Origin of the sequence: Serratia sp. (in: enterobacteria), from assembly GCF_052400455.1 — a bacterium.
Taxonomy (GTDB): domain Bacteria; phylum Pseudomonadota; class Gammaproteobacteria; order Enterobacterales; family Enterobacteriaceae; genus Serratia; species Serratia ureilytica.
This window is the reverse complement of sequence record NZ_CP185812.1, coordinates 3,414,408-3,439,732: the sequence shown is the minus strand read 5'-3', so window position 1 is coordinate 3,439,732 and position 25,325 is coordinate 3,414,408. Positions and strand designations below refer to the sequence as shown.

At 60.7% G+C, this 25,325-nt stretch carries 21 protein-coding genes and 1 pseudogene; 12 read left to right on the top strand and 10 right to left on the bottom strand.

Annotated elements, in window-relative coordinates; genetic code table 11:
• Positions 1–1,101 (bottom strand): GGDEF domain-containing protein, encoded by a 1,101-nt coding sequence (locus ACORQT_RS16675; protein WP_033652543.1) that lies wholly within the window; start codon positions 1,099–1,101, stop codon positions 1–3.
• Positions 1,102–1,469: 368 nt separating this feature from the next.
• On the opposite strand from ACORQT_RS16675, the gene ACORQT_RS16670 reads away from it, so the two are divergent.
• Entirely contained in the window at positions 1,470–2,552 is a 1,083-nt protein-coding gene (locus ACORQT_RS16670) for a FecCD family ABC transporter permease (protein WP_033643796.1), read from the top strand.
• On the top strand, positions 2,549–3,337 hold the full coding sequence (locus ACORQT_RS16665) for an ABC transporter ATP-binding protein (RefSeq protein ID WP_033643795.1): 789 nt from the start codon (positions 2,549–2,551) through the stop codon (positions 3,335–3,337). The genes ACORQT_RS16670 and ACORQT_RS16665 overlap by 4 nt, the downstream gene beginning before the upstream one ends.
• A 32-nt stretch (positions 3,338–3,369) precedes the next feature.
• On the opposite strand, the gene ACORQT_RS16660 is transcribed toward ACORQT_RS16665, so the two are convergent.
• From ACORQT_RS16660 to puuR, 5 genes are all read right to left on the bottom strand, one after another.
• Positions 3,370–4,317 carry a siderophore ABC transporter substrate-binding protein gene (locus tag ACORQT_RS16660; RefSeq protein WP_444859247.1) on the bottom strand — a complete coding sequence of 316 codons (948 nt, stop codon included), beginning with the start codon at positions 4,315–4,317 and terminating at the stop codon, positions 3,370–3,372.
• Between the two features lie 55 nt (positions 4,318–4,372).
• Positions 4,373–6,361: a ligand-gated channel protein gene (locus tag ACORQT_RS16655; protein ID WP_047025337.1), complete on the bottom strand. Its 1,989-nt coding sequence runs from the start codon at positions 6,359–6,361 to the stop codon at positions 4,373–4,375.
• Between the two features lie 244 nt (positions 6,362–6,605).
• Entirely contained in the window at positions 6,606–7,601 is a 996-nt protein-coding gene (locus ACORQT_RS16650) for an ABC transporter permease (RefSeq protein ID WP_047574337.1), read from the bottom strand.
• Positions 7,598–9,109, bottom strand: a complete 1,512-nt coding sequence (locus ACORQT_RS16645; protein WP_164057617.1) for a sugar ABC transporter ATP-binding protein — start codon at positions 9,107–9,109, stop codon at positions 7,598–7,600. Before ACORQT_RS16645 ends, ACORQT_RS16650 begins: the two co-directional genes overlap by 4 nt.
• Positions 9,110–9,263: 154 nt before the next feature.
• A complete protein-coding gene (puuR, locus tag ACORQT_RS16640) occupies positions 9,264–9,821 on the bottom strand; it encodes an HTH-type transcriptional regulator PuuR (protein ID WP_016927000.1) in 558 nt (185 codons plus the stop codon).
• Between the two features lie 394 nt (positions 9,822–10,215).
• Between puuR and ACORQT_RS16635 the strand changes: the two genes are divergently transcribed.
• On the top strand, positions 10,216–11,634 hold the full coding sequence (locus ACORQT_RS16635) for a glutamine synthetase family protein (RefSeq protein WP_033651902.1): 1,419 nt from the start codon (positions 10,216–10,218) through the stop codon (positions 11,632–11,634).
• A gap of 534 nt (positions 11,635–12,168) precedes the next feature.
• Complete coding sequence (locus tag ACORQT_RS16630) at positions 12,169–13,536, top strand: APC family permease (protein WP_025303526.1); 1,368 nt, start codon at positions 12,169–12,171, stop codon at positions 13,534–13,536.
• A 70-nt stretch (positions 13,537–13,606) separates the two neighbouring features.
• On the opposite strand, the gene sbcB is transcribed toward ACORQT_RS16630, so the two are convergent.
• The 3 genes from sbcB to ACORQT_RS16615 form a co-directional block, all read right to left on the bottom strand.
• Entirely contained in the window at positions 13,607–15,034 is a 1,428-nt protein-coding gene (gene sbcB, locus ACORQT_RS16625) for an exodeoxyribonuclease I (RefSeq protein WP_033643788.1), read from the bottom strand.
• A gap of 90 nt (positions 15,035–15,124) precedes the next feature.
• The gene (locus tag ACORQT_RS16620) at positions 15,125–15,313 is read right to left on the bottom strand and encodes a DNA polymerase III subunit theta (protein ID WP_033643787.1); all 189 of its coding nucleotides are present in this window, start codon (positions 15,311–15,313) and stop codon (positions 15,125–15,127) included.
• A gap of 54 nt (positions 15,314–15,367) precedes the next feature.
• On the bottom strand, positions 15,368–15,574 hold the full coding sequence (locus tag ACORQT_RS16615; protein ID WP_033643786.1) for a hypothetical protein: 207 nt from the start codon (positions 15,572–15,574) through the stop codon (positions 15,368–15,370).
• A gap of 258 nt (positions 15,575–15,832) precedes the next feature.
• Between ACORQT_RS16615 and ACORQT_RS16610 the strand changes: the two genes are divergently transcribed.
• A complete protein-coding gene (locus tag ACORQT_RS16610) occupies positions 15,833–16,942 on the top strand; it encodes an SDR family oxidoreductase (RefSeq protein ID WP_033644325.1) in 1,110 nt (369 codons plus the stop codon).
• Positions 16,943–16,978: 36 nt separating this feature from the next.
• On the opposite strand, the pseudogene ACORQT_RS16605 reads toward ACORQT_RS16610, so the two are convergent.
• Positions 16,979–17,726: pseudogene (locus tag ACORQT_RS16605) on the bottom strand (S24 family peptidase).
• 176 nt (positions 17,727–17,902) lie between these two features.
• Between ACORQT_RS16605 and ACORQT_RS16600 the strand changes: the two are divergent.
• From ACORQT_RS16600 to ACORQT_RS16570, 7 genes are all read left to right on the top strand, one after another.
• Positions 17,903–18,670: an N-acetylmuramoyl-L-alanine amidase gene (locus tag ACORQT_RS16600; protein WP_042785041.1), complete on the top strand. Its 768-nt coding sequence runs from the start codon at positions 17,903–17,905 to the stop codon at positions 18,668–18,670.
• A 94-nt stretch (positions 18,671–18,764) separates the two neighbouring features.
• Complete coding sequence (locus ACORQT_RS16595; RefSeq protein ID WP_033643781.1) at positions 18,765–19,832, top strand: FUSC family protein; 1,068 nt, start codon at positions 18,765–18,767, stop codon at positions 19,830–19,832.
• A 160-nt stretch (positions 19,833–19,992) separates the two neighbouring features.
• A complete protein-coding gene (gene tmaR, locus ACORQT_RS16590) occupies positions 19,993–20,310 on the top strand; it encodes a PTS system regulator TmaR (RefSeq protein ID WP_004935612.1) in 318 nt (105 codons plus the stop codon).
• Positions 20,311–20,664: 354 nt separating this feature from the next.
• Positions 20,665–21,732, top strand: coding sequence for an erythritol/L-threitol dehydrogenase (locus ACORQT_RS16585; RefSeq protein ID WP_016927009.1), 1,068 nt, complete (start codon positions 20,665–20,667; stop codon positions 21,730–21,732).
• A 136-nt stretch (positions 21,733–21,868) separates the two neighbouring features.
• On the top strand, positions 21,869–22,786 hold the full coding sequence (locus tag ACORQT_RS16580; protein WP_016927010.1) for an ABC transporter substrate-binding protein: 918 nt from the start codon (positions 21,869–21,871) through the stop codon (positions 22,784–22,786).
• 54 nt (positions 22,787–22,840) lie between these two features.
• Positions 22,841–24,331, top strand: a complete 1,491-nt coding sequence (locus ACORQT_RS16575; RefSeq protein WP_164057618.1) for a sugar ABC transporter ATP-binding protein — start codon at positions 22,841–22,843, stop codon at positions 24,329–24,331.
• Entirely contained in the window at positions 24,328–25,317 is a 990-nt protein-coding gene (locus ACORQT_RS16570; protein ID WP_164057619.1) for an ABC transporter permease, read from the top strand. The genes ACORQT_RS16575 and ACORQT_RS16570 overlap by 4 nt, the downstream gene beginning before the upstream one ends.
• The last annotated feature ends 8 nt before the right edge of the window (positions 25,318–25,325 follow it).

The window sequence follows — 25,325 nt, the reverse complement described above, 5'->3', positions numbered from 1 at the left end:
TTACTTTTTCCCGCCTTTGGCTTCCGCCAGCGCCTGCTGCGCCGAGCTCATCAAACTCTCTACCGTCGCGTAATCCTGCGTCAGCGCCACAATGCCGGCGTTAAGCTGCATGTTCACCTCGCCGAACGCGCCAAAATCGTAGGGCGCCTCCAGCGGCGGCACAATGCGCGCCAGAAACTCGCTTTCCGCGCCGTAGGGCAGATCGTGCACCAGAATCAGAAACTGGCCGCCGGTATAGCGGCAGATATAGTCGCTGGGGCGGATCAGCGTCTTGAGGCGCTCGCCGACGGTGCGCAGCACGTCGTCGCCGATCTGGACGCCGTGGCTTTGGTAGAGCGCCGCCAGCGGGCCGAATTCAAGAATGAACAGATGGGAGATCGGCTGCGCCGTTCCGGGACGGCAGATGCTGCGCATCACCGCCTCGCCGCCTGCGCGGTTGAGAAAGCCGGTCAGGCGATCGCGGTGCGACGCCTGCTGCTTCTCCCACGCCAGCGTGACGTGCTGCACCAGCTGGCGGTGGTAGCGCGCGATCATGCCGTGGGCCAGCACCAGCCACAGCGGCGCGAGGTCCGCCAGGACAAACAGGTTTTGCACGCGCGACAGCGGCGCCGCCAGCAGGTAGGGCAGCGTCAGCGCGATCACCTCAAGCAGTGCAAAGCGCGGGGCGGCGGCGTGGCGCTGCATCAGCCAGCAGGCCAGGGCGGTGATCGTCAGGCCGGCGAACAGCATTAAGACGAAGCGGCCCGAGAGCATCGCCAGAGCGGCGCTGGCGCCAACCAGCAGCGCCCACAGCAGCACCGTCACCAGCATGGCGTTCGGCCAGGCCGGTTGACGCCGGCGCGCCAGCCAGGCTCGCCCGGCGGTCAACAACAACAGCAGCAGCAACAAACCGATGCCGAGCGGCCGCTGGACCAGCCAGGCGTACCCCGCCAGCAGCGCGGCCGGCCCTGCGGCATTCAGCCAGGGCGTGAGAGGAGAGGGCGTCAGCGTGAGACGCAGCTGGCGTTGAAACGGCTCGTCATCGGCGTGCAGCGGGCTGTATAACAGCCAGTTCAGCAGCGCCGGGCGTTTGGGCGTTACCGCCGGAGATGGACTTCTCATTACAGCCTCGTCAATCAATAAGGCCGCTCTTGCGGCGGCCTGAAGTTTTTTTGCACGCGCGGTGCTGTGATTTTGGATTCTATGTGGTTTTGCCGTTATTTGTCAGAGTCTGGTCGGATCAGGAAGAATTTTCAGAATAATTAACCTACTGGCCGTTGGCGGTGGAAAGCGTGGCGGTTTGAAAAATGGCGATAAAAAACAAATTATTACATTTCGACAACGCCGTTTTCACCTATTGATATGATTGATAAGTATTATCGTTTGTTTTATTGTTAACGGCTGTGCGCAGGCTGCTGCCGCACACTTTTCGGTTCACGGCGGCCGCTTTCGCGCCGCTGTCATGATGGTTGCAACAGGTATCTTAACTAATGAGCGTATCCACCGATCCCATGACTGAAGCCAAGGGGCAACCCGACGCCGGCGTGATGGGGCGTTATCAGCATATTCTTCGCCATCGCCTGTTGATGATGGGCGTATTGGCATTGGCGATCCTGGGCTCGCTGCTGCTGGATTTCACCATGGGGCCGTCCGGCCTGTCGTTGTCGTCCTTATGGCAAACGCTGCTTGATCCCGCCGCGGCCGATGCCGGCACGCGGGTGATCGTCTGGGACATCCGCTTGCCCTATGCGTTGATGGCGGTGGTGGTGGGCTTTGCGCTCGGCCTGGCCGGGGCGGAAATGCAGACCATCCTGAATAACCCGCTGGCCAGCCCCTTCACCCTCGGGGTGTCTTCCGCCGCGGCCTTTGGCGCTGCGCTGGCGATCGTGCTCGGCATCGGCATTCCGGGGATCCCCGATCAGTGGTTCATCTCCGCCAACGCCTTTATCTTCGCGCTGTTCGCCGCGCTGATGCTTGACGGCATCACGCGCTGGACGCGGGTCGCCACCTCCGGCGTGGTGCTGTTTGGCATCGCGCTGGTGTTTACCTTCAACGCGCTGGTCTCGATGATGCAGTTCATCGCCAGCGAGGACACGCTGCAGGGGCTGGTGTTCTGGACCATGGGCAGCCTGGCGCGCGCCTCGTGGGACAAACTGGGCATTCTGTTCGGGGTGTTCGCCGTGCTGCTGCCGCTGTCGATGATGAGCTCGTGGAAACTGACCGCGCTGCGTCTGGGTGAAGACCGGGCGGTGAGCTTCGGCATCGACGTGCGTCGGCTGCGTTTGACCACGCTGCTGCGCATCAGCATGCTCTCGGCGCTGGCGGTGGCTTTCGTCGGGCCGATCGGCTTTATCGGTCTGGTGGCGCCGCACATCGCCCGCATGATCTTCGGCGAAGATCACCGTTTCTACCTGCCGGCCAGTGCGCTGATTGGCGCGCTGGTGCTGTCGATGGCCTCGGTGGCGTCGAAAAACCTGGTGCCTGGGGTAATCATCCCGGTGGGGATCGTGACGTCGTTGGTCGGGGTGCCGTTCTTCCTGAGCATTATTCTGCGCCACCGGGGGAACGTATGAGCCAGGGTTTACGGATAGAAAACTTCTCGGCGGGTTACCCGAAACGCCAGGTGATCGACAATCTCTCGGTGCCGATGCTGCCGCGCGGGCAAATCACCGTGTTGCTGGGGCCGAACGGCAGCGGCAAATCGACATTGCTGCGCTCGCTGGCCGGGCTGAACCCGGCGCAGGGCAAGCTGTGGCTGGACGACGGCGATTTGATGCAGATGCCGTTCGCCCGTCGGGCGGAGAAAGTGGTGTACCTGCCGCAGTCGCTGCCCGCCGGGGTGCATCTGCACGTGCTGGAGTCGATCATCGTGGCGCAGCGCGCCTCGGGCGGCCGCAGCAACGCCGGCAGCGAAGCGGAAGTGATGGCTTTGCTGGAACAGCTGGGCATCGCCCACCTGGCGCTGAGTTATCTCGATCAGCTGTCCGGCGGCCAGAAACAGTTGGTGGGGTTGGCGCAGTCGCTGATCCGTCAGCCGTCGCTGCTGCTGCTGGATGAGCCGCTGAGCGCGCTCGATCTCAACTACCAGTTCCACGTGATGGATTTGGTGCGCCGCGAAACCCGCAAGCGCGATATCGTGACGGTGGTGGTGGTGCATGACATCAACATTGCGCTGCGTCACGGTGACCACGTGCTGATGCTGCAGGATGGCGATCTGATCGCCGACGGCGCGCCGGATCAGGTGATTACGCCGCAGAGCCTGGCGCGGGTCTATGGCGTGCGCGGGCGCATCGAGCGTTGCTCGCAGGGCACGCCGCAGGTGCTGATAGACGGTCTGGTGAACCAGCCGACGATATAGTCCAAGATAAGCCCGGCATCACCGGGCTTTTTTTATCGCGCAGCGCGGTTCAGTGCTTCGCTCACGCGTTCGACGACGTGCTGGGCGGTGACGATGCCGCCGGACAGATAGACCTCGGCCGCCGGCAGGTAAACCACCTGGCCTTTTTTCACCGCCGTGGTTTTCTTCAGCGCGGTGCCGGTGAGGATTTTCTGCGGCGCCACCGCGTTCGGCCGACCGGTCGCGGCATCTCTGTCGATGACGAACAGCCAGTCCGGGTTCAGTTTGGCGACCTGCTCAGGCGTCAGCTTATTGCCGCGCACGTCTTTTTCATCGGACTGCAGCGCGGACGAGAAGCCGAGAGCGTCATAGACGAAGCTGAAACGGCTCTTGGGGGCGTAAGCGCTGATCTTGCCGCCGGAGAACAGCACCACCAGCCCGCGTCCGGCCTGGGCGGCCTGCGGTTTGACCGCCGCTATCTGCGCATCCAGCTTATCGATCGCCGCCTGCGCCTGTTGCGGTTTATCGAACAGCTCGCCCAGCTGGCGGGTGCGCTGTTTCAGGCTGCCCAACTGATCCTGCTGATCGACGGACATGTTCAACGTCGGCGCCAGCGCGTTCAGCTCGTCATAGGCTTTGGACGCCCGGCCGGCGATCAGGATCAGATCCGGTTTGGCGGCGCGCAGCACGGCCATATCCGGTTCGAACAGGGTGCCGGCATTGAGGTATTTGTCATCCTGATAGCGCTTCAGGCTATCCGGCAAGTTCTTACGGTTGCCGGGCAGCGCCAGCGGCTCGACGCCCAGCAGCTGCAGCGTTTCCAGCGAGGCGTAATCCAGCACCACGATGCGCTGCGGGTGCTTCTTCACCTCGGTGCTGCCGTTCAGGTGCTGGACGTTGACGGTGGCCGAGGCCGCCTGCGCGTCGGTTTTACTGTGGCAACCCGCCAGCGCCATCGCGGCCAGCAGGGCGATCATCAGGGGGGAGCGGCGTAATCTCATGGGGCTTCCTCTCGGTGATGGAATGAAAAGGGCGCGCAGCGCGCGCCCGGGGGCATCAGAAGTTGTAGGTCATGCCGACGGTGTAACGGCGGCCGTCCAGCGTGGTGCGGTAGTGATCGTAATCCACGGTCTTGTCGAGAATGTTATAGACCCCGCCGGTCAACTGCAGGTTTTTCGCCGCCTGGTAGCTCAGGCCCGCATCGACGAAGGTGTAGGACGGGGTGCTGGTCTCCATCGACGTGCGGCTCAGGTAGTCTGAGGTGCGGCTGCGGAAGTTAACGCGCGACCACAGGCTGAGGTCTTGCGTGGCCTGCCAGTCCAGCACGGTGTTGATCATGTGCTTAGGCATCTGGTTCAGCGCCTTGCCCTGGAACTCGCCGCTCTTCTGCTCGGAAGCGGTGTAGGTGTAGTTGGCGTTCCACTTCCAGTCTTTATTGATCTGCCAGCCGAAGGTGGCCTCTACGCCGCGCATATTGGCTTTGTCGACGTTGACGCGATCGCTGATAAAGTCGTAGACGTCATTGCCGATCTTACAGTCCGGCGTGTCTTCGCAGCGGCGCACTTCGGTGATCTTGTTCTTGAAGTCGGTGTTGAAGACCGTCACCCCGGCATTGACGCCTTTCAGGCTATCCCACATCAGGCCGATCTCTTCGCTCAGGCTCTTCTCCGGCTGCAGATCCGGGTTGCCGACGATGATGCCGTTACGCACGCCGCCGCCGGTGACCTGGCCCCAGCTGGCGGAGGATTGGCGCAGATCCGGCGAACGATAGCCGGCGGAGACGCCGCCTTTCATCGTCCACTGTTCGGTCAGGTGCCAGACGCCGTACATGCGCGGCGACCAGTGGCTGCCAAAGTTTTGATCGCGATCCATACGGATGCCGCTGGTCAGGCTGAAGTCGTTGGTCAGCGCCCATTCGTCTTCGGCGAACAGCGCCCAGCTCCAGCGCGTCAGCTGGTTGACGTCTTGCGCCGAGCTCAGCTGGTTGCCGCTGTCGCCCAGTTTCTCATAGCGGTATTGGCCGCCGAGGTTCAGCATGTGGGCACCCAGCTCGAACTGGTTCTGGGTGTTGAAGATGGTGTTGTACATCTTCATCTTGCGGCCCGGGTTATTGGTCTCTTCCCGCTGAACGTAGCTGGTGGAGTTACCGAAGTCGTAATAACCGTTGTGGGTCAGCGCGTAGTTGGTGCGGGTGTAGAGATTTTCGCTGCGAGAGGTAGGTTTGCACTTGCCTTTGCTGCAGCGCTCCGCCACCACCGATTTGCCCGGCGTGCTGTTGCGATCCTGCAGCGAGCGGCCGATTTCAAAGTCGAATTCGTTTTTCTCGTCCGGGGTCAAGGTGAACACCGCGGTGCCGCTGCGCATGCGCTGTTCGTTGTAACCGTTGGCGATTTTATCTTCGGCGCGGCGCGACAGCAGGCCGTTGACCCGCACGCCGAGCAGGCCTTCAATCAGTGGGCCGGAGGCGTAGGCGTTGGTCTGGAACAGATCGCCGGAATCGCGGTTTTCCTGGAGGGTGGCGTCGCCGTGCAGCGAGCCTTTCCACTCGGTGCGGGAAGTCTTGCGGGTGATGACGTTGATCACGCCGCCCATGGCGTCGGAACCGTACAGCGAAGACATCGGCCCGCGCACCACTTCGATGCGCTCGATGGCTTCCATCGGCGGCAGCCAGCCCTGTTCGATGCCGGCGTTATCGCTGTTCGGCCGGGTGCCGCGGGTGTCAACGCGCTTGCCGTCCACCAGAATCAGCGTGTACTTGGAGGACATGCCGCGGATGCTGATGTCGCTGCTGCTGGCGCCGCCGGTGACGACCACGCCCGGCACGTCTTTCAGCGCATCGGTCACATCGCGATAGGCTTTATCTTCAATTTGCTGGCGCGGGATCACTGAGATGGAAGCTGCGGAGTCCTGAATTTTTTGCTGAAAGCCGGAGGCGGTGACGACCATGGTGTCCTGGGCGTCAGTCTGCGGCGCGGCCAGCGCGGCGGTGGCGCTGAGCGAGGCGATGACCATGGCGGCGAGCTTGCTGTAACGTGGCGTTTCCATGAGGTAAACCTTTCCTGGATTGAAGTGAAAGTAATTAACCAATTGAATTTCTAATGAAATTATTCATCGTTCGCTGAGAAATCCGGTGCTTCGTCAGCGTTGCGTGAGGGTATTGTAAGGATTTTTTACTTAATGTAAACGCTAATGATAATTCATATCATTTGTATGCTTGTTATTCTGGCGGGAAAGAGTAACCGGATGAATTAAAGGGAAAACCGGCGCAGCGGATGTGCGCCGGGGAGGATCAGCGTTTCTGGATGTAAGTGATGGCCAGCGCCAGCGCCAGCACCAGGCCTTTGATAATGTCCATGGCGTAGTAGGGCACCGACAGCATCACCAGGCCGTTTTGCAGCACGCCGAGGATCACCGCGCCGATCAGGGTGCCGAGCGCATTGGGTTTGCCGGAGCCGGCCAGCGAGAAGCCGATGTAGGCCGCCGCCACCGCATCCATCAGATAGCCGCCGCCGGCGTTGACCTGCGAAGAGCCGATACGTGACGCCAGCAGGATGCCGCCAAGCGCCGCCAGCCAGGAAGAAATGACGTAAGCGGCAACCCTGTAACGCACGGTGCGAATGCCCGACAGGCGCGCCGCCTCGGGGTTGCCGCCGATGGCGTACATGCGGCGGCCGTGCTTGGTCAACGACAGGAACAGCTGCACCGCCACGGTGACCGCCAGCATGATCAGCACGATCACCGGCACCTGGCCGAGGGCGGAAAACACCTCCGGGATCAGGCCTTCCGCCATGTCGCCATTCGGCAGCACCATGTTTTGGGTGATGGAGCCGCCGTAGCTGTAGGTCATCGCCACGCCCTGGATCACGAACAGGCTGGCCAGCGTCGCCAGCATATCGGGGATTTTGAGCACCACGATCAGCAGAGCGTTGAACAGGCCGACCAGCGTGCACAGCAACAGCGTCACCACGATGGCGCCGGTGGTGCCGAATCCGTGCCAGACGAACAGGGAAATCACCAGCGCGTTGGCCAGCGAGGCGGTCGAGCCGACCGACAGATCGAAACCGCCGACCGACAGCGAGATAGAGACGCCGATGGCGATCACCGTCACGATGGCGATCGAGCGCAGGATATTGATGATGTTGTTGGCATCGAGAAAGTTGTCCGACGCCAGGCCAAACAGGGCGACCAGCGCCGCGACGGTCAGCAGCATGCCCCACTTGTAGAGGAAATCAAACAGCTGTTGGCGCCAGGGCAGCGCAGGCCGCAAGGCAAATTCTTTACTCACGCAGGGGTTCCTCCGGTGGAATAGAGCAATAAGGTTTCTTCGTCGGTATCGGCGGCGTTCAGCTCCGCCACGATGCGGCCATCCCACAGCACGCAGATGCGATCGCACAGGCCAACCAGCTCGGCGAACTCGCCGGAGGCGTAAATCACGCCTTTGCCGGCGCGGGCCAGGCCGTCGATCAGGCTGAACAGTTCCTGTTTGGCCTTGATGTCCACGCCCTTGGTCGGCTCATCGAAGATCAGCACGTCGGCGTCGCCGCGCAGCCACTTGCCGATCGCCACTTTTTGCTGATTGCCGCCGGACAGGCGCGCCAGCCGCTGTTGCGGGCCGGAGGCGCGAATGTTCAGACGCTGCATGATCTCGCGCGCCCAGCGCAGCTCTTGCCGCCGGCTGAACAGGCTCCAGCGCGAGAAGCTGTCATCGGCGCTGACGCTCAGGTTCATCGGGATCGCCTCATCGATAAAAATGCCTTCTTTGCGGCGTTCTTCCGGCACCAGCGCCAGCCCCTGTTCGACCGACAGATGCGGCGCACGCGGCGCCCAGGGCTGCCCGCGCAGTTCGCCGCGTTCCAGCTGCGCGGCGCCGGCGCCGAACAATGCCTTGCACAGCTCGCTTTTCCCGGCCCCGGCCAGACCGGCGATGCCGAGGATCTCGCCTTCATGCAGCCGCAGCGAAACGTCGCGCAGCTTATGGCGATCGCGCAAGCCCTCCACCTGCAGCAGCGTACGCTCCGCGTGCGGCGGGCGCGGCGGCGGGAAAATGTCGTCCAGCCGGTGGCCGAGCATTTTCTCGACGATCTGTTCGCCGCCGAGGCCGCGCATGGCGTCTTCGCTGACGCGGCGGCCGTCGCGCAGCACCGTCAGCCAATCGCAAATGTCGCTCAGTTCGTGGATGCGGTGAGAAATGAATACGATGCCGATGCCTTCGGATTGCAGGCGGCGCACCACGTTGAACAGGCGCTCGCTCTCGGCGCGATCGAGCGGCGCGGTCGGTTCATCGAGCACCAGAAAACGGCAGCGGTGCGACAGCGCGCGCGCCAGCAGCACCTGCTGTTTTTCCGCCAGCGTGCAGTCCGCCAGACGTCTGCGCGGATTGAGCGGCAGCGCCCATTGCTGCAGCAGCTGTGCGGCGCGGCGGTGCAGTTCCGCCCAGTTCAGCCAGTGGCCCGGTTCGTTCAGCCAGTCCAGCATGATGTTTTCCGCCACCGACAGCGTGGGGATCAGCGCGACATCGACTTCTTGCTGCACCACGTGGATGCCGTGGCGGCGCGCCTGCAGCGGGGAATGAATTTCCACCGCCCGGCCGTCGATCAGGATCTCGCCGCGGTAGTGATCGTGGGCGCCGGAGAGGATCGCCATTAGCGTCGACTTGCCCGCGCCGTTGGCGCCGACCAGCGCGTGGATTGAGCCGCCGTGCAGCGTGAAGTCCACGTCCTGCAGCGCGTTGAAGCCGGCGAAGGCGATCGAGATATTGCGCATCTCGAGGCGCGAAGGCGTTGCGGTTGACATTGCGTAGTGAGGCCGTTTAGATGTTTAGATGGCTGTTTTGCTCTGTTGTAACACAGATTGCGCCGTTGGCAACCAACAAAATGGCATAACGGCGATGAAAGCGTGGGCGGACAGGGGCGCAACCCGCGTCAGGCTGCGCCGGAGCGATAAACGGTCAGAAGGTGGTGGGGGTGTGTGCGCTGACGATGCGGCAGATGCGCGCCGACGTATTGCTGAAGCTGTGCGGAATGCCGGTGTTGATGGCGTAGCTCTGACCGGCGGTCAGGCAGTAACTCTGGCCGTTGATGGTCAGCACGATCTCGCCCTCCAGCAGGGTGCCTATCTCTTCGCCCTGATGCTTGATCTTTTCGCCGGTGGTGGTGCCGGGCTGGTAGGTTTCCAGCATCATCGCCAGGTTGCGCGTCGGGCTGCCGTTGTGCACCAGCTTCATCGACACCCCCTGGCTGCCGATCTCAATCAGATCCTCGGCGTCGATCACCACGCGCGGTTCGTCGACGGCCTCCGGTTCGGCAAAGAATTCCGACAGCGACAGGCCATACACCTTAAGCAACTTTTGCAGCGTGCTGATGGCCGGGCTGACTTTGTCCTGTTCGATGGTGCTGATCGCACTGTGGGTTAACCCGGACAGTTCGGCGACCCGGCGCTGCGACAAACCCAATTGCTGGCGGATCTGCGACAGGCGTTTGCCCGGTGCCAAGCTGGCTTCGCTCATAGCGGTACTTCCTTCTGGTAAGGGCGACAGGCTGAAATGACGATCGGTATCGGGCGCCTGCCTGGTCGATAACGATGCTGCATGATATCGGTAGTTAGGGTAGGTTTGGAAAATATATTGCCCATGCTCACCGTCAGCACGGCGGACAAAATAGTTGACGTGAAAATAGCGGCAAGGCCTTTTCGGTCAATATTTTATCAATTTAGCAGCCGGTGGCGAATAATCAAACAGGATTGTAACATTTGCAAACCCATTCTGTTAAGACTATGTTTCATGTTGTGGATGTTATTTTGAGCGCCCGCAGCGGCGCGACCTGGCGAGAAATCCAATCATGTGTTGAATCGAACGGCGGACGGGCGCCAACGCGCCTTAAGAGCATAATGGCGGGTGACGTATGCAAACCAATAGCGCAGCAGTTGAACATTTTGCACAGCATCATGAAGAGAGGCGAAGTAGCGCGTTCCAAAATGAGGTCGCTCATTATTTGGAACGCCATCCCGCCACGCAGTATATCGATATCCTTCTCACCGATCTCAATGGTTCCTTCCGCGGCAAACGCATACCCGTCTCAGGGTTGAAAAAACTGGAAAAAGGCAGCTACTTCCCCGCGTCGGTGTTCGCTATGGACATCCTCGGCAACGTGGTGGAGGAGGCGGGCCTTGGGCAGGAACTCGGCGAACCGGATCGCGTATGCCTGCCGGTGCCCGGTTCGCTGACGCCGTCGGCGGCCGATCCGCAGCACATCGGCCAGGTGCTGCTCACCATGCTGGATGAAGATGGCACTCCCTTTGACGTTGAACCCCGCAATGTGCTGAACCGCGTGTGGCAGGCGCTGCGACAGCGCGGCTTGTTCCCGGTGGCAGCGGTAGAGCTGGAGTTTTATCTCATCGATCGGCAGCGCGACGCGGAAGGCGATTTGCAACCGCCGTGTGCGCCCGGCACGCAGGAGCGCAACACCCAAAGCCAGGTGTACTCCGTTGATAACCTGAACCATTTCGCCGAGGTGTTGAACGATATCGACGCGCTGGCGAAGCTGCAGGGGCTGCCGGCGGACGGCGCGGTGGCGGAGGCCTCGCCAGGGCAGTTCGAGGTCAACCTGCGCCATACCGACGATATCTTGCAGGCCTGCGACCACGCGCTGGCGCTGAAACGGCTGGTGCGGCTGGTGGCCGAGAACCACGGCATGCACGCCACCTTTATGGCCAAGCCCTATGAGGAGTACGCCGGCAGCGGCATGCACGTGCACGTCAGCATGCAGGACGGGGCGGGCAACAACCTGTTCGCCGACGGCGAAGGCGAGGATTCGCCGCTCTTGAAACAGGCGCTGGCCGGGATGATCACCCTGATGCCGGCGTCGATGGCGCTGTTGGCGCCGAACGTCAATGCCTATCGGCGTTTCCAGCCGGGGATGTATGTGCCGATCCAGGCCGCCTGGGGCCACAATAACCGCACCGTGGCGCTGCGCATTCCCTGCGGCGAACCGGAGAACCATCGGGTGGAGTATCGCGTGGCCGGCGCCGACGCCAATCCGTATCTGGTGATGGCGGCGATCCTGGCCGGCATGCTGTACGGGCTGGACAACCTACTGCCGCTGCCTGAGCCGGTGACCGGCAACGGGCTGGAGCAAGAGGGGCTGCCGCTGCCGATCCGCCAGAGCGACGCGCTGTACGAGTTTGAACATCAGCACGCGCTGACGCACTATCTCGGCGAGCGTTTCACCCGCGTTTATCACGCCTGCAAGACCGACGAACTGCTGCAGTTTGAACGGCGAGTGACGGAAACCGAGATCGACTGGATGTTGAAAAATGCCTGAATAGGCGTATAAAGTAAGAGGTATGTGCGGGCGACTGGCCTGCCGGCAGCGGATTAATTCGCCTGCCGGGCTGGTTTTCCGTGCGATCGACAAAAAGAATTTGTATTTGAGGGTTTCCGGATCTTGTCATTCGGAGGCATTCTGGTGCAAAATATCTCAAATGCAGATAGCCGACGTTTTGAAAGCGTCGGTTATTTTTTTTGCATTATGTTTTACCAACGTAGCGTTTCATACACCAAGCGAGGCCGGACACCGATCCGGATAGATAAATAGTTTCGTGCACGATCAAACAAAACTTTATGGTCGTGACTCATGAGGATTAGAAAGATGGGGCAATTTTTCACTTTAGCGCCGGTGCCCGCCGGTTTCCGCTGTGGCCGCAGCGACTATGGAGCAGCCGAGGTTACCTCGACCCGTTATCCAGCTTACAACCCCCTTCTTTTAGAATTAACTCGCTCGTTGCGAAGTTTCCCCGCAACCTTAAGTCTTGGCGTGTCCGCCATCCGCAAGGCTCAAGGTAAGGGGGGCTGAACAATGTCCGATAACACCATCAACGCCGCTCCGGCTCAGCGCACTCAGCTGCGTAAAACCCTGACTTTAGTTCCGGTAGTGATGATGGGCTTGGCTTACCTGCAGCCAATGACCATTTTCGATACCTTCGGCATCGTATCCGGCCTGACCGATGGTCACGTCGCGACCGCGTACGCCTTCGCTCTGCTGGCGATCCTGTTTACCGCCCTGAGCTACGGCAAGCTGGTGAAGAAGTTCCCTTCCGCCGGTTCCGCCTACACCTACGCCCAGAAAGCCATCAGCCCGCACGTCGGCTTTATGGTGGGCTGGTCATCGCTGCTGGACTACCTGTTCATGCCGATGATCAACATTTTGCTGGCCAAGATTTACCTGGAAGCGATCTTCCCGGGCGTACCGTCCTGGATCTTCGTGGCGGTGCTGGTCGGCTTGATGACGATTTTCAACCTGCGCGGCATCAAGCTGGTGGCTAACCTGAACTCCATCATCGTGGTGGTGCAGGTGGCGATCATGATCGTGTTCCTCGGCCTGGTGATCAACGGCATTTACCACGGCGAAGGCGCCGGTACGCTGGTCAGCAGCCGCCCGTTCTGGTCCGATAACGCTCACGTGGTGCCGATGATTACCGGCGCGACCATCCTGTGCTTCTCGTTCCTGGGCTTCGACGGCATCAGCTCGCTGTCCGAAGAGACCAAAGACGCGGAAAAAGTGATCCCGAAAGCCATCTTCCTGACGGCGCTGATTGGCGGCATCATCTTTATCGTGGTGTCTTACTTCGTGCAGCTGTACTTCCCGGACATTTCGCGCTTCAAGGATCCGGACGCGTCGCAGCCTGAAATCATGCTGTACGTGGCGGGTAAATTCTTCCAGTCGGTGATCCTGGTGTTCTCCTGCGTGACGGTATTGGCGTCGGGCATGGCGGCGCACGCGGGCGTTTCGCGTCTGATGTACGTGATGGGCCGCGACGGCGTGTTCCCGACTCGCTTCTTCGGCTATGTGCATCCAAAGTGGCGTACCCCGGCGCTGAACGTGCTGCTGGTAGGCGCCATCGCGCTGTCCGCAGTGTCGTTTGACCTGGTGACCGCGACCGCGCTGATCAACTTCGGTGCGCTGGTGGCCTTCACCTTCGTTAACCTGTCGGTGATCTCGCAGTTCTATATTCGCGACAAGATGAACCGCACCGTGAAGGACACGTTCAACTACCTGATCCTGCCGGTGATGGGCGCACTGACCGTCGGCGCGCTGTGGATCAACCTGGAAGCCAGCTCGATGACGCTGGGCCTGGTTTGGGCGGCCATTGGCCTGATCTACCTGGCCTTCGTCACCCGCAGCTTCCGTCTGCCGGTGCCGCAAGCGAGCGAAGACGCCGCCTAAGCGCGAGCCGTCTCCTCAGCCACAAAAAAGGCCGCTTTCGCGGCCTTTTCCTTTTGTGCTGCGGCGGATTTTATCCCACCAACTCTTTGCCGTAATCGAACAGCGCTTTCAGCAGGGCGGTTTTCTCTTTGTCGCCTTCGTGCAGGTTATACAGCGATTCGAGCTGCAGCAAATAGCTCTGCACGCGCTCCGCGCTCAAGGCTTCCTGACGATGTTGCAGCCAGCGGCGCTGCTCGGCGTCGTCCAGCGTATTCGGGTAGTTGCGCGCGCGGAAGCGGAACAGCAGCTCTTTCATGCGGCCGTCGCTGAAGGCCAGATCCAGCGCCGGCAGGTTCTGCGGCTTGGTCTGCTGGATAATCCTCATCGCCGCCTTGTCGGCGTCGCTGAAGAAACCGTCGTACAAGCGGGCGTCGACGTCCTCGGAACCTTTGAACGGCTCGGCTTCGGCGAACAGCGCGACCACTTTCTCGCGCACTTCCGGATGCTGTTTCAGCAGCTGCAGATTTTGCAGGCACGCCTGACGATCGATGCCCAGCCGCTCGGCGTTCTCCGGCAGCAGGGTTTTGGCCGGCGCCAGCACCGGGCATTTGTTGATGTGCACCAGCTTGATCGGCACCGGCGCCTGATCCGGCGCCAGATCGTCGCGGCGGGTGTACAGCCGCTCACGCAGCTGCTCGGCGCTCAGCGTCAACAGCGGCGTCATGTCGCCGGCCAGATCGCACATGATCACCGCGTTCTTGTTGTCCGGGTGCCAGGCCAGCGGCGATACCCAGCTGGTATTGCCGCGCGCCGCGCCGAACATGCCGGAGACGTGCACCAGCGGCGTCATGTCGGCGACGTCGATCAGGGCGTTCAGCTTGTGTTTATTGCGGTGCTGCAACAGGAAATCGAACAGCCGCGGCTGCGCCTGCTTGACCAGCTTGGCCATGGCGATGGTGGCGTAAACGTCCGACATCGCATCGTGAGCCTGCGTGTGCTCGACGCCGTTGGCGCGCGTCAGGTGTTCCAGGCGGAAGCTGGGGAAACCGTCTTCGTTTTCCGGCCAAACTATGCCGTCCGGGCGCAGAGCGTAGCAGGCGCGCATCACATCCAGCAGATCCCAGCGCGAGTTGCCGTTTTGCCAGCTGTAGGCGTAGGGATCGTAGAAGTTGCGATAGAAGATATTGCGGCTCACTTCGTCATCGAAGCGGATGTTGTTGTAACCGAGAATGCAGGTGCCGGCCACGCTGAAGGCCTGATGGATTTGGCGGGTGAATTCGGCTTCGTTAACGCCTTTGGCGCGCGCCACCTGCGGCGTGATGCCGGTGATCATCACCGCCTCCGGTTCCGGCAGGTAATCGTCGGCCGGGGCGCAGTAGATGACCAGCGGCTCTTCGATAATGTTGAAATCCATATCGGTGCGCACGCCGGCGAACTGCGCCGGGCGGTCCAGCGACGGGCTCTTGCCGAAGGTCTCGTAATCGTGAATGTAAAATGTGGCCGTTGCCTTGCTGCTCAAAATCGCGTCTCTTCAGTGGCGGATACAATATGCCTCTATTGTAACGGCGTGGGGAGCGATGCCAAGCGGCGGTTAGCGAAATGCGCGCAATTACGCACGGCGATAATAATTCAGCCGTTGATGAAAGTAGGGGAGCAGGTGGTCGGGGACCTGTTGTTCTGTTTCCGCCTGAGTGGAGGCGATGCCGTAGCGTTCGTTGTAGATCACGCTGATGGCCAGCAAATCGGTTTCTATTTTCTCGCGTTGCGCCTGCGGTAAGCTATCCAGCTTTCGAGCCATCGTTATCTCCCTGTTAACCTTAGGGCATAATAGGATCGTTAGCGGATATTGTCCCTACCCATTCCGGGGGGCAGTCGACGCCTGAGCGCCGGGTTGCGCGCAAGGCGCCTGGCCGTGGCGGGCGGCGAACTCGCTCTCTGCGTGATGTGCCTGGAAGCGATCCACGCGTTGATAAAGCGAACAGGCGCCGCCGATCACCGCCACCCAAAACAGGGTGCATAGCAGCAAAACCCCCAACCAGATTTTTTGGTTATAGGTCATAAGTCCTCCACGGACGCTAAGAGAAATAACATTGACCGTTAAATTAAATCAGGGGTTACATCAATGGTATTTAAACAGTAGGGATTAATCGTAATCTTGTCCCGACTCTTTTGTTACTAAACCCATGATGGATGTTTCAAAAGATTCCTTAAGATAATATTAAGAAAAGTGTTTAAGGGCGCCGTAATTCTATTTAATAATTGTTTAATTATCCGCAGATACAATCTTCCACATTCAATGCCAATGTGGGTGACAATTATGAAAACGCTGCTGTTGACCGGCGCTACCGGCTTTCTCGGTGGTGCGGTTCTTGAAAAATTATTGATTGAAAATCAGTCTATTAATTATCTTTTACTGGTGCGCGCCGACGATGCGCAGCAAGGGCTGGCCCGTATTCGCGCGAATATGGAAAAATTTAATATCGACGCGAATCTGCTGTCTAAAATTACGATAGAAAATATATTGTTGGGCGACCTTTCCGAGCCGGCCGACTTTTTAACTGACGCACGCATTAACAAAGTCACGCACGTTATTAACTGCGCGGCCGTTGCTTCTTTCGGTAATAACCCGCTCATTTGGAAGGTAAACGTAGAAGGCACACTGGCCTTTGCCGAAAGAATGGCGCAGGTGCCGGGATTAAAACGCTTCCTGCACGTCGGTACCGCCATGTCCTGTTCGCCGGAGCCGGGTTCGCTGGTGTCGGAGAGCGGCGAGTTTGAGGAAGACGCCGAGCACCTGGTGGAATATACGCGTTCCAAATCCACCATCGAACAGCTGATGCGCCAGCGCTGCCCGCACATGCCGCTGACCATCGCCCGTCCGTCGATCGTCGTTGGCCACACTCGCCTGGGCTGCCAGCCTTCCAGCAGCATTTTCTGGGTGTTCGGCATGGCGCTGATGCTGCGCAAGTTCATGTGTTCGCTGCAGGACAATATCGATGTGATCCCGGCGGACTACTGTGCGGATGCGTTGGTGATGCTGATGAACAGCGAAACGCTCGAGAACGACGTTTATCATATCTCCGCCGGTGAGGAGAGCAGCGTCAGCTTTGCCGAAATCGACCGCGCCATGGCGGCGGCGCTGGAAAAGGCGCCGGTGGGCGATGAGTATGCGCAGGTGACGTATGACGCGCTGGTGAAAATGCGCCGTCAGCTGAAAGACATTTTCGGCCCGTGCAACGAGCGGCTGATGCTCAAAGCGATGCGCCTGTACGGATCGTTCGCCATGCTCAACGTGCGTTTCAGCAACGAGAAAATTCTCAAGCTGGGCATGCCGAAACCGCCGCGCTTCACCGACTACATCGCCGGCTGCGTGCAGTCGACCCGCGGGCTGTCCATTCAGCAGCAGATGGTGGTGGACTTCAAATAACCGCCGGGCGCCCTGGGCGCCCGACGCTGTGGTCCGTTACCAGGACGAAGATGACCAGAAGACGCGGCCGAGCACCACCAGTTGCTCTTTGCGCTGCTGATAGCTGAGATGCTCGTCCTGGTACTCTTCCCGGTTGAGGGAGCGGATGATGACGCCGCCGTCCGGCTGCTCGATAAGCACCTTCACCCGCAGCAAATTGCCGTGGCGGATGGCGTAGGTCTTGCCCTCGCGGATGCGCGTGTCGTCGGTGTTGATGCCGACCACGTCGCCGTCCTGCAGGCGCGGTTCCATGCTGGAGCCGGAGATGCGGATAATGCGCGCGGCGTTGACCGCCACCCCCATCTTGTGCAGATAGTAACGGCGAAAGATCAGCGAAAACTCCTCGCGATCGACGATTTCGTAGCAGCCGTCGCCGGCGGAAAAATCGATATCCAGCAGCGGGATCTCCACAAACTCTTCCTTGTCTTGTTCGGTATCTTCCCATACCACCGGTTTCAAGCGGGCGGGTTGGGAAGTCCGACTCCGCCGCCACGTTGTCAAACGGGCGCACCAGCTGCTTTTCATGAAACACGTCGAACCAGCCCTTGGGCAAATTCAGCTTGGCCTCGATCCGCCTGGCCAGATTGTCGCCAAGATTGCGGGAGGATTTCTCCCCGATGATTTGGCTCAGCGTCGGCGCGGAAGACTCAACCAGCGTGGCGAATTCATTCTGGTTGACGCCTTGCCGGGCGTAGCGGGCCATCAATTCGCGCAGATTGTTGCGCCTGATTTCTTTAGTTTCCATCGTGCAATGATCGCACTCTTTAGCAAAAAGGTAAATAACGATTTTGCTAAAAAAGACTTGCGCATGATTTAGCAATTAGCTAAAACAAAAAGGGTGGGCCAAGGGTTCACCCGTGCGGGGCGGTCTGTCATGATGAGGGGCCGCTCAGTGAAATCAAACGAGAGAGGGACTTTACGATGTACAAGATTGATTACAATAGCTACCGATCGGTCGCCAGCTTCGGCCACCGCGTGCGCTTTCTGGTGCTGCACTACACGGCGCAAAACTTCGCCGACTCGGTGAAGTCGTTGACCGGAAAATCGGTCAGCGCGCACTATCTGGTGCCGGATCCGACCGAGGCGACCTATCAGGCGGCCGGCTTCAGCGGCGTGCGCATCTTCAACCTGGTGGACGAGAATGAGCGCGCCTGGCATGCCGGCAGCAGCCAATGGGGCACCCGCAGCAATATCAACGACACCTCGATCGGCATCGAGATCGTCAACCTGGCGAGCGGCGACGGTGGAAACATCACCTTCCCGCCGTTCAATCCGCAGCAGATCGAGGCCGTCACCCAGCTGGCGCAGAACATCCTGCAGCGTTATCCGGACATCTCGCCGGTGAACGTGGTGGCGCACTCCGACATCGCGCCGGGCCGCAAGAGCGATCCGGGCCCGCAGTTCCCGTGGCAGCAGCTGTATCAGGCCGGCGTCGGCGCCTGGTATGACGAAGCGACCAAGCAGCAGCGCCAGCAGGAATACTGCAGCCAGGGCCTGCCGACGCAGGCCGATCTGCTGAAACTGTTCGCCCAATACGGCTACGACACCTCGGCGGCGAACACCGCAGAAGGCTATCGCCAGCTGGTGCGCGCGTTCCAGCTGCACTTCCGTCAGCAGAAGTATGACGGCGTGATGGATGTTGAAACCGCCGCCGTTCTGCGCGCGCTGGTCGACAAGTACGTCGCCTGAGCCTGAAGGTGAATGGGGGACGCCTCATTCGCCTTTTCCTCGCCGGGCTTCCTCCGCTAAAATAGCGGCCTGGTTGGTCTTTATCGGAGGCACTGTGCGCCTCGATCGAAAAATCTCTTCCCTTGAACTGCTGACCTATCGCCACTATCGCATCGTACACGGCGTGCGCATCGGGCTGGCGTTTATCCTGACCTTTCTGCTGATCCGCCTGCTGGCGGTGCCCGAAGGCACCTGGCCGCTGATCACCCTGGTGGTGGTGATGGGGCCGATCTCGTTTTGGGGCAACGTGCTGCAGCGCGCGCTGCAACGCATTGCCGGCACGGTGTTCGGCGCCGCCTCCGGCCTGATCGCCCTGTATCTGGAGCTCTATTCGCTGCCGCTGATGCTGGTTTGGTGCGGCGTGGTGATGTTCGTCTGCGGTTACCTGACGCTCGGCAAACGGCCGTATATGGCGCTGCTGGTGGGGATCACGCTGGCGGTGGTGTGCGGCGCGGGCGCCGGCGACATGCACACCGCGCTGTGGCGCAGCGGCGACGTGATCTTCGGCTCGCTGTTGGCATTGCTGTTCACCAGCATCTACCCGCAACGCGCCTACATTCTGTGGCGCATGCAAATGGCGGACTGCCTGCAAACCGCCGCCCGCCTCTACGGCGCGTATTTTTCGCCGAACGTTATCGAGCGGCCGCGGCTGGAGCCGCAGCTCAAGGATCTGTTGAATCAGGTGGTGAAGTTGCGCAGCCTGATCGTGCCCGCCAGCAAGGAAACCCGCATCCCCAAAGCGGTGTTCGAAGCGGTGCAAACCCTCAGCCGCAATCTGGTGTGCACGCTGGAACTGATGGCGGATGCTTACTGGGCCTCGCGCGAAACGCACTTCATCATGCTGAATGCCCGCACGCTGCGCAGCACCCAGCTGCTGACGCTGAGCTCGCTGGAGTCGCTGGCGGTGCTGATGCGCGAAGGGCCGCAGGCGCAGCGCCAGGCGGCGGCGGGGCAGCTGGCGGAAATCGCCGGCGAGCTGAAAACGCTGATGCAGGAAGTCAGCGTCGGCCAACACGGCGAAGCGCCGATTTACGGCTACGTTTGGCTCAGTATGGAGCTGGCGCAGCAGTTGGAAGAGTTGGGGGATTTGCTCCAGGTTTGCACCGCCGCCGGGCGCGAATAAGGGGTCAGATCATGAAGGCGGCGCTTTGGGTTTTGGCCGTCGGGGCAAAGTGGGTAAGATAAGCCAATCACTGTTGTGCCGGACCGCCACAAACCTGTATCTTGGTGCCATGTGGCCGTAAGCAAATGAATCTGTGTATTACTAAAGCAAGGGTATAAAGATGGATAATGCAAATAAGCCGAGTTTCCAGGACGTGCTGGAGTTTGTGCGTATGTTCCGCCGCAAAAACAAACTGCAACGCGAGATCGTCGACAACGAAAAGAAAATTCGTGATAACCAGAAGCGCGTGCTGCTGCTCGACAACCTGAGTGAGTACATCAAGCCCGGCATGAGCATTGAAGACATTCAGGGCATCATCGCCAACATGCGCAGCGACTACGAAGATCGCGTTGATGACTACATCATCAAAAATGCCGATCTGTCCAAAGAGCGCCGCGAGCTGTCCAAAAAGCTGAAAGCGATGGGCGAAGTGAAGTAACCCGCGTTATCGGGCCGGGCGCGATGCCTGGCCCGCATTCCTGCCAATCATTTTCTTCCCGCCGTTTCGATCATCTCCCGATCCTCATCGATCCTGTAAATGGGATCGCGATCCGCATTTGTAGCATTTTTAGCCGCAATGTTAACGAACTGTGATTTTGCTCAAACAATTCTTTTTGCAGCTTTGGTTATATGTCGATCAATGTTCACGTTGTCATTTTGAGTTTTCGGGATGTGTGATGATTAATTCATTGAAATTTAACATGTTGTGTCTTTGCTCATTTTTTGTTGAATAAAAATGACAACGTCAACATTAATAGAATTCAAGCGTTTAACGAATGTATTGGAGGAAGAGATGAGCCAGTTGCCGGAAAAAATGCGCGCGGTCGTTTGCCATGGCCCGCAGGATTATCGTTTCGAACAGGTGCCTACGCCGCTGCCGAAGGCGCGCGAGCTGGTGATCAAGGTGGAAGGCTGCGGCATCTGCGCCGGCGACTGCAAATGCAAGAACGGCGCGCAGATGTTTTGGGGGGAGAACCCGTGGGTTAAACCGCCGGTGGTGCCGGGCCACGAGTTCTACGGCCGCATCGCCGCGCTGGGCGAGGGCGCGGAAGGCAAATACCGGATCGGCGAGCGGGTGATCGCCGAGCAGATCGTGCCGTGCTGGGAGTGCCGCTACTGCAAATCCGGCAGCTACTGGATGTGTGAGACGCATAACATTTACGGTTTCCAAAAAGACGTGGCGGAGGGCGGCATGGCGGAGTACATGCGCTTTTCCGAGAACGCCATCGTGCACAAGATCCCGGAAAGCCTGAGCCATGAAGACGCGGTACTGATCGAACCGATGGCCTGCGCCATCCACACCGTGGCGCGCGGCGACATCCAGCTGGACGACGTAGTGGTGTTGGCCGGCGCCGGGCCGCTCGGGCTCTGCATGGTGCAGGTGGCGCGCCTGAAGACGCCAAAGAAACTGATCGTGATCGACGCCATCGACGAGCGGCTGGCGCTGGCGAAGGAATTCGGCGCCGACGTAGTGATCAACCCGCTGAAGGAAGACGCCGACCAGATCGTCAAATCGTTGACCGGCGGCTATGGCTGCGACGTCTACATTGAGGCCACCGGCGCGCCGATCGGCGTCACTCAGGGGCTGCAGATGATCCGCAAGCTGGGCCGCTTCGTGGAGTTCAGCGTGTTCGGCAAGGAAACCACCGTCGATTGGTCCATCATCGGCGATCGCAAGGAGCTGGACATTCGCGGCGCGCACCTGGCGCCCTACAGCTACGAAATCGCCATCGATCTGTTCGAACGCGGGCTGGTGACTTCCAACGGCGTGGTCACCCACAGCTATTCATTGAATGACTGGGACGAAGCCTTCGCCCTGGCGGACTCGACCGACTCCATCAAGGTGATCCTGGTTCCCTGACCCTCCCGCCGTACCGCTGTTGCAGTCACGACCGTCGGCCCGTTCGCAACGGAGGGGCCGGCCGGTCGGCCAAACGTAAAGACATGCTGTTGCTCTGATAACCACAACAAGAAGCTTCCCTACAGGAGAATTGGCTATGTTTTCATTATTCAAAAAGACCCTGCCTTTTATCGTCGCCGGTGGAATGTTGGCGGCCAGCCAGGTGGCGCTGGCCAAGCAAATCACGATCGGTATGTCGTTCCAGGAAATGAACAACGACTACTTCGTCACCATGAAACAGGCGCTGGATCAGGCGGCGGCGGATATCGGCGCCAAGGTGTACGTGGCCGATGCGCGCCATGACGTCGCCAAACAGATCGGCGACGTGGAGGACATGCTGCAGAAGAAGGTGGATATCCTGCTGATCAACCCGACCGATTCGGTGGGGGTGCAGTCGGCGGTGATCTCCGCCCATAAGGCCGGCGCGGTGGTGGTGGCGATCGACGCGCAGGCGGAAGGGCCGCTGGACTCGTTCGTCGGATCGGAAAACTACGACGCCGGCTTCCAGGCGGGCGAGTACCTGGCGAAAGCGCTGGGCGGCAAAGGCAAGGTGGCGATCCTCGACGGCATCCCGGTGGTGCCGATCCTGGAGCGCGTGCGCGGCTTTGAAGCGGCGATGAAGAAATACCCCGACATCAAGATCGTCACCAAGCAAAACGGCAAGCAGGAGCGGGACACCGCGCTGACCGTGACCGAAAACATGCTGCAGTCGGCGCCGGATCTGGCGGGCATCTTCAGCGTCAACGACGTCGGCGCGCTCGGCGCCCTGGCGGCGATCGAAAGCAACGGCGCCAAGGTCAAGCTGGTGAGCGTCGATGGCCAGCCGGAAGCCATCAAAGAGATCCTCAAGCCGAACTCGCCGTTTATCGCTACCTCAGCGCAGTTCCCGCGCGACCAGCTGCGCATCGCGCTCGGCATTGCGCTGGCCCGCTACTGGGGCGCCACGGTGCCGAAAACCGTGCCGGTCAAAGTGAAGCTGATCGACCGCAGCAATGCGGCCGGCTTTAGCTGGTAACAGCGGCCGGGTTCGCCCCGCTGCGGCGGGGTGTTCGGTGCGGAGGGCAATGCGGTGACACCTTTACTGGAACTGAAGCGAATCAAGAAAAGCTTTCCCGGCGTGAAGGCGCTGGACGGCATCGATCTGGCCATTCAACGCGGCGAGGTGCACGCCCTGCTGGGCGAAAACGGCGCCGGCAAATCGACGCTGGTGAAAATCATGTGCGGCATCTATCAGCCGGACGAGGGCGATATTTTTATCGACGGCGAGCAGCGCCGCTTTAACAACTATCGCCAGGCGATCGAGGCCGGCGTCGGCATTATTTTTCAGGAATTCTCGTTGATTCCCTACATGAGCGCCATCGACAACATCTTCCTCAACCGGGAGATCAGGAACCGCTGGGGCCTGCTGGATCGGCGGGCGATGCGGCGCAAGGCCGAGGCCATTTTCAAGCGGCTGACGGTGGCTATCGATCTCGATTGCCCGGTGGAGCAACTGAGCGTGGCGCAACAGCAGTTCGTTGAGATCGCCAAGGCGCTGTCGCTGGAGGCGCGGGTGCTGGTGCTGGATGAACCGACCGCCACGCTGACGCCGGGCGAGGCCGAGCACCTGTTCAGCGTGATGAGCGATCTGCGGCTGCTGGGCGTGGGCATGGTGTTTATCTCGCACCACCTGGACGAGATCTTCACCATCTGCGATCGCATCACCGTGCTGCGCGACGGCGCCTACATCGAAACGCTGGCCACCGGCGACACCAACGTGGAAGAGCTGGTGCGGCTGATGGTCGGGCGCAAAATCGAAAACGCCTTCCCGGTGAAACAGCACCCGGTCGATACCGCGACGGTGCTGCTGGAGGCGGAGATCCAGCGCGAGAAGCACGGCGCGACCGACCGCTTCCACCTGCACAAGGGCGAGATCCTCGGCTTCGCCGGGCTGGTGGGCTCCGGGCGCACCGAGACCGTCTCGGCGCTGATCGGCGCCAGCCGCTGCCACCGCAAACGCGTCCGCCTCGGCGGCCAACCGGCGGCGCTGCGCTCCCCGGCGCAGGCGCTGGCGCAGGGCATCGGCCTGCTGCCGGAGAGCCGCAAAACCGAGGGCCTGGTGCTGCCGTTCTCGGTGGCGCAGAACATCACCCTCAACCGGCACCACCGGCGCGGCAAGATCTTCGTCAGCGCCCGCAAAGATCGCGACGTGGTGCAGCGGCTGATCCGCGCCGTGGGCGTGAAAACCCCGGACGCCGAGACCGCCGTCAGCACCCTGAGCGGCGGCAACCAGCAGAAGGTGGTGATCGCCCGCTGGCTCAACAATGACTGCAACATCCTGATCTTCGACGAGCCGACGCGCGGCATCGACGTGGGCGCCAAGGCCGAGATCTACCAGTTGATGCAGCAACTGACCCAGCAGGGCATCTCCATCATCATGATTTCTTCCGAACTGCCGGAGATCATCGGCGTGTGCGACCGCGTGCTGGTGTTTCGCGGCGGCCACATCGTTGCCGAACTGACCGGCGACGACATCGAATCCAACCACATCATGCTTCACGCGACCGGGAGTGCCTTATGATCGGAATTGAACAACCCGCCGTGGCGCGCCGCGCCGCTGGCCCCAGCCTCGGCAAGCGCTGGGAAAAACTGCTGCATCACCCGGCGGTCTTGCCGTTTATCGGCTTCGTAATCTTGTTCGTATTGATGAGCCTGCTGAACGACAGCTTCCTCAGCGTCAACAACCTGACCAACGTGGCGCGCCAGGTGTCGATCAACGCCATCATCGCGGTGGGCATGACCTGCGCCATCCTGACTGGCGGCATCGATCTCTCGGTGGGGCCGGTGATGGCGCTGGCCGGTTCGGTCGCCGCCGGACTGATGCTGGCGGCGGTGCCCATCCCGCTGGCGATGGTGGCGGCGCTGGCGGTCGGCGCGCTGTTCGGCCTGGCCAACGGCGCCTGCATCGCCTACCTGCGCATGCCGCCGATCATCGTCACCCTGGCGTCGATGGGCATCGCCCGCGGCCTGGCGCTGCTCTATACCGGCGGCTACCCGATCTCCGGCCTGCCCGACGTCTTCTCCTTCTTCGGCCGCGGCACGCTGCTGGGCATTCAGGTGCCGATCCTGATCATGCTCGGCGTGTACCTGTTGGCCTGGCTGATGCTCAACCAGCTGCCGTTCGGCCGCTACGTCTACGCGATGGGCGGCAACGAAGAGGCGGCGCGCCTGAGCGGCATCCGTGTGCCGCGTTACAAGATGCTGGTGTACGTGATCAGCGGCCTGACCGCCGCGCTGGCCGGGCTGGTGCTGACCTCGCGCCTGATGAGCGGGCAGCCCAACGCCGGCGAAGGCTTCGAGCTGGACGCCATCGCCGCCGTAGTGCTGGGCGGGGCGGCGATCTCCGGCGGGCGCGGCGCCATCGTCGGCACGCTGGTGGGGGCGATGATGCTCGGGGTGCTCAACAACGGCCTCAATCTGATGAGCGTATCGCCGTATATCCAGAACGTGGTGAAGGGCGGCATCATCCTGGCCGCCATCTACCTCAGCTCCGTGCGGCGCAAATAGGAGGCGCG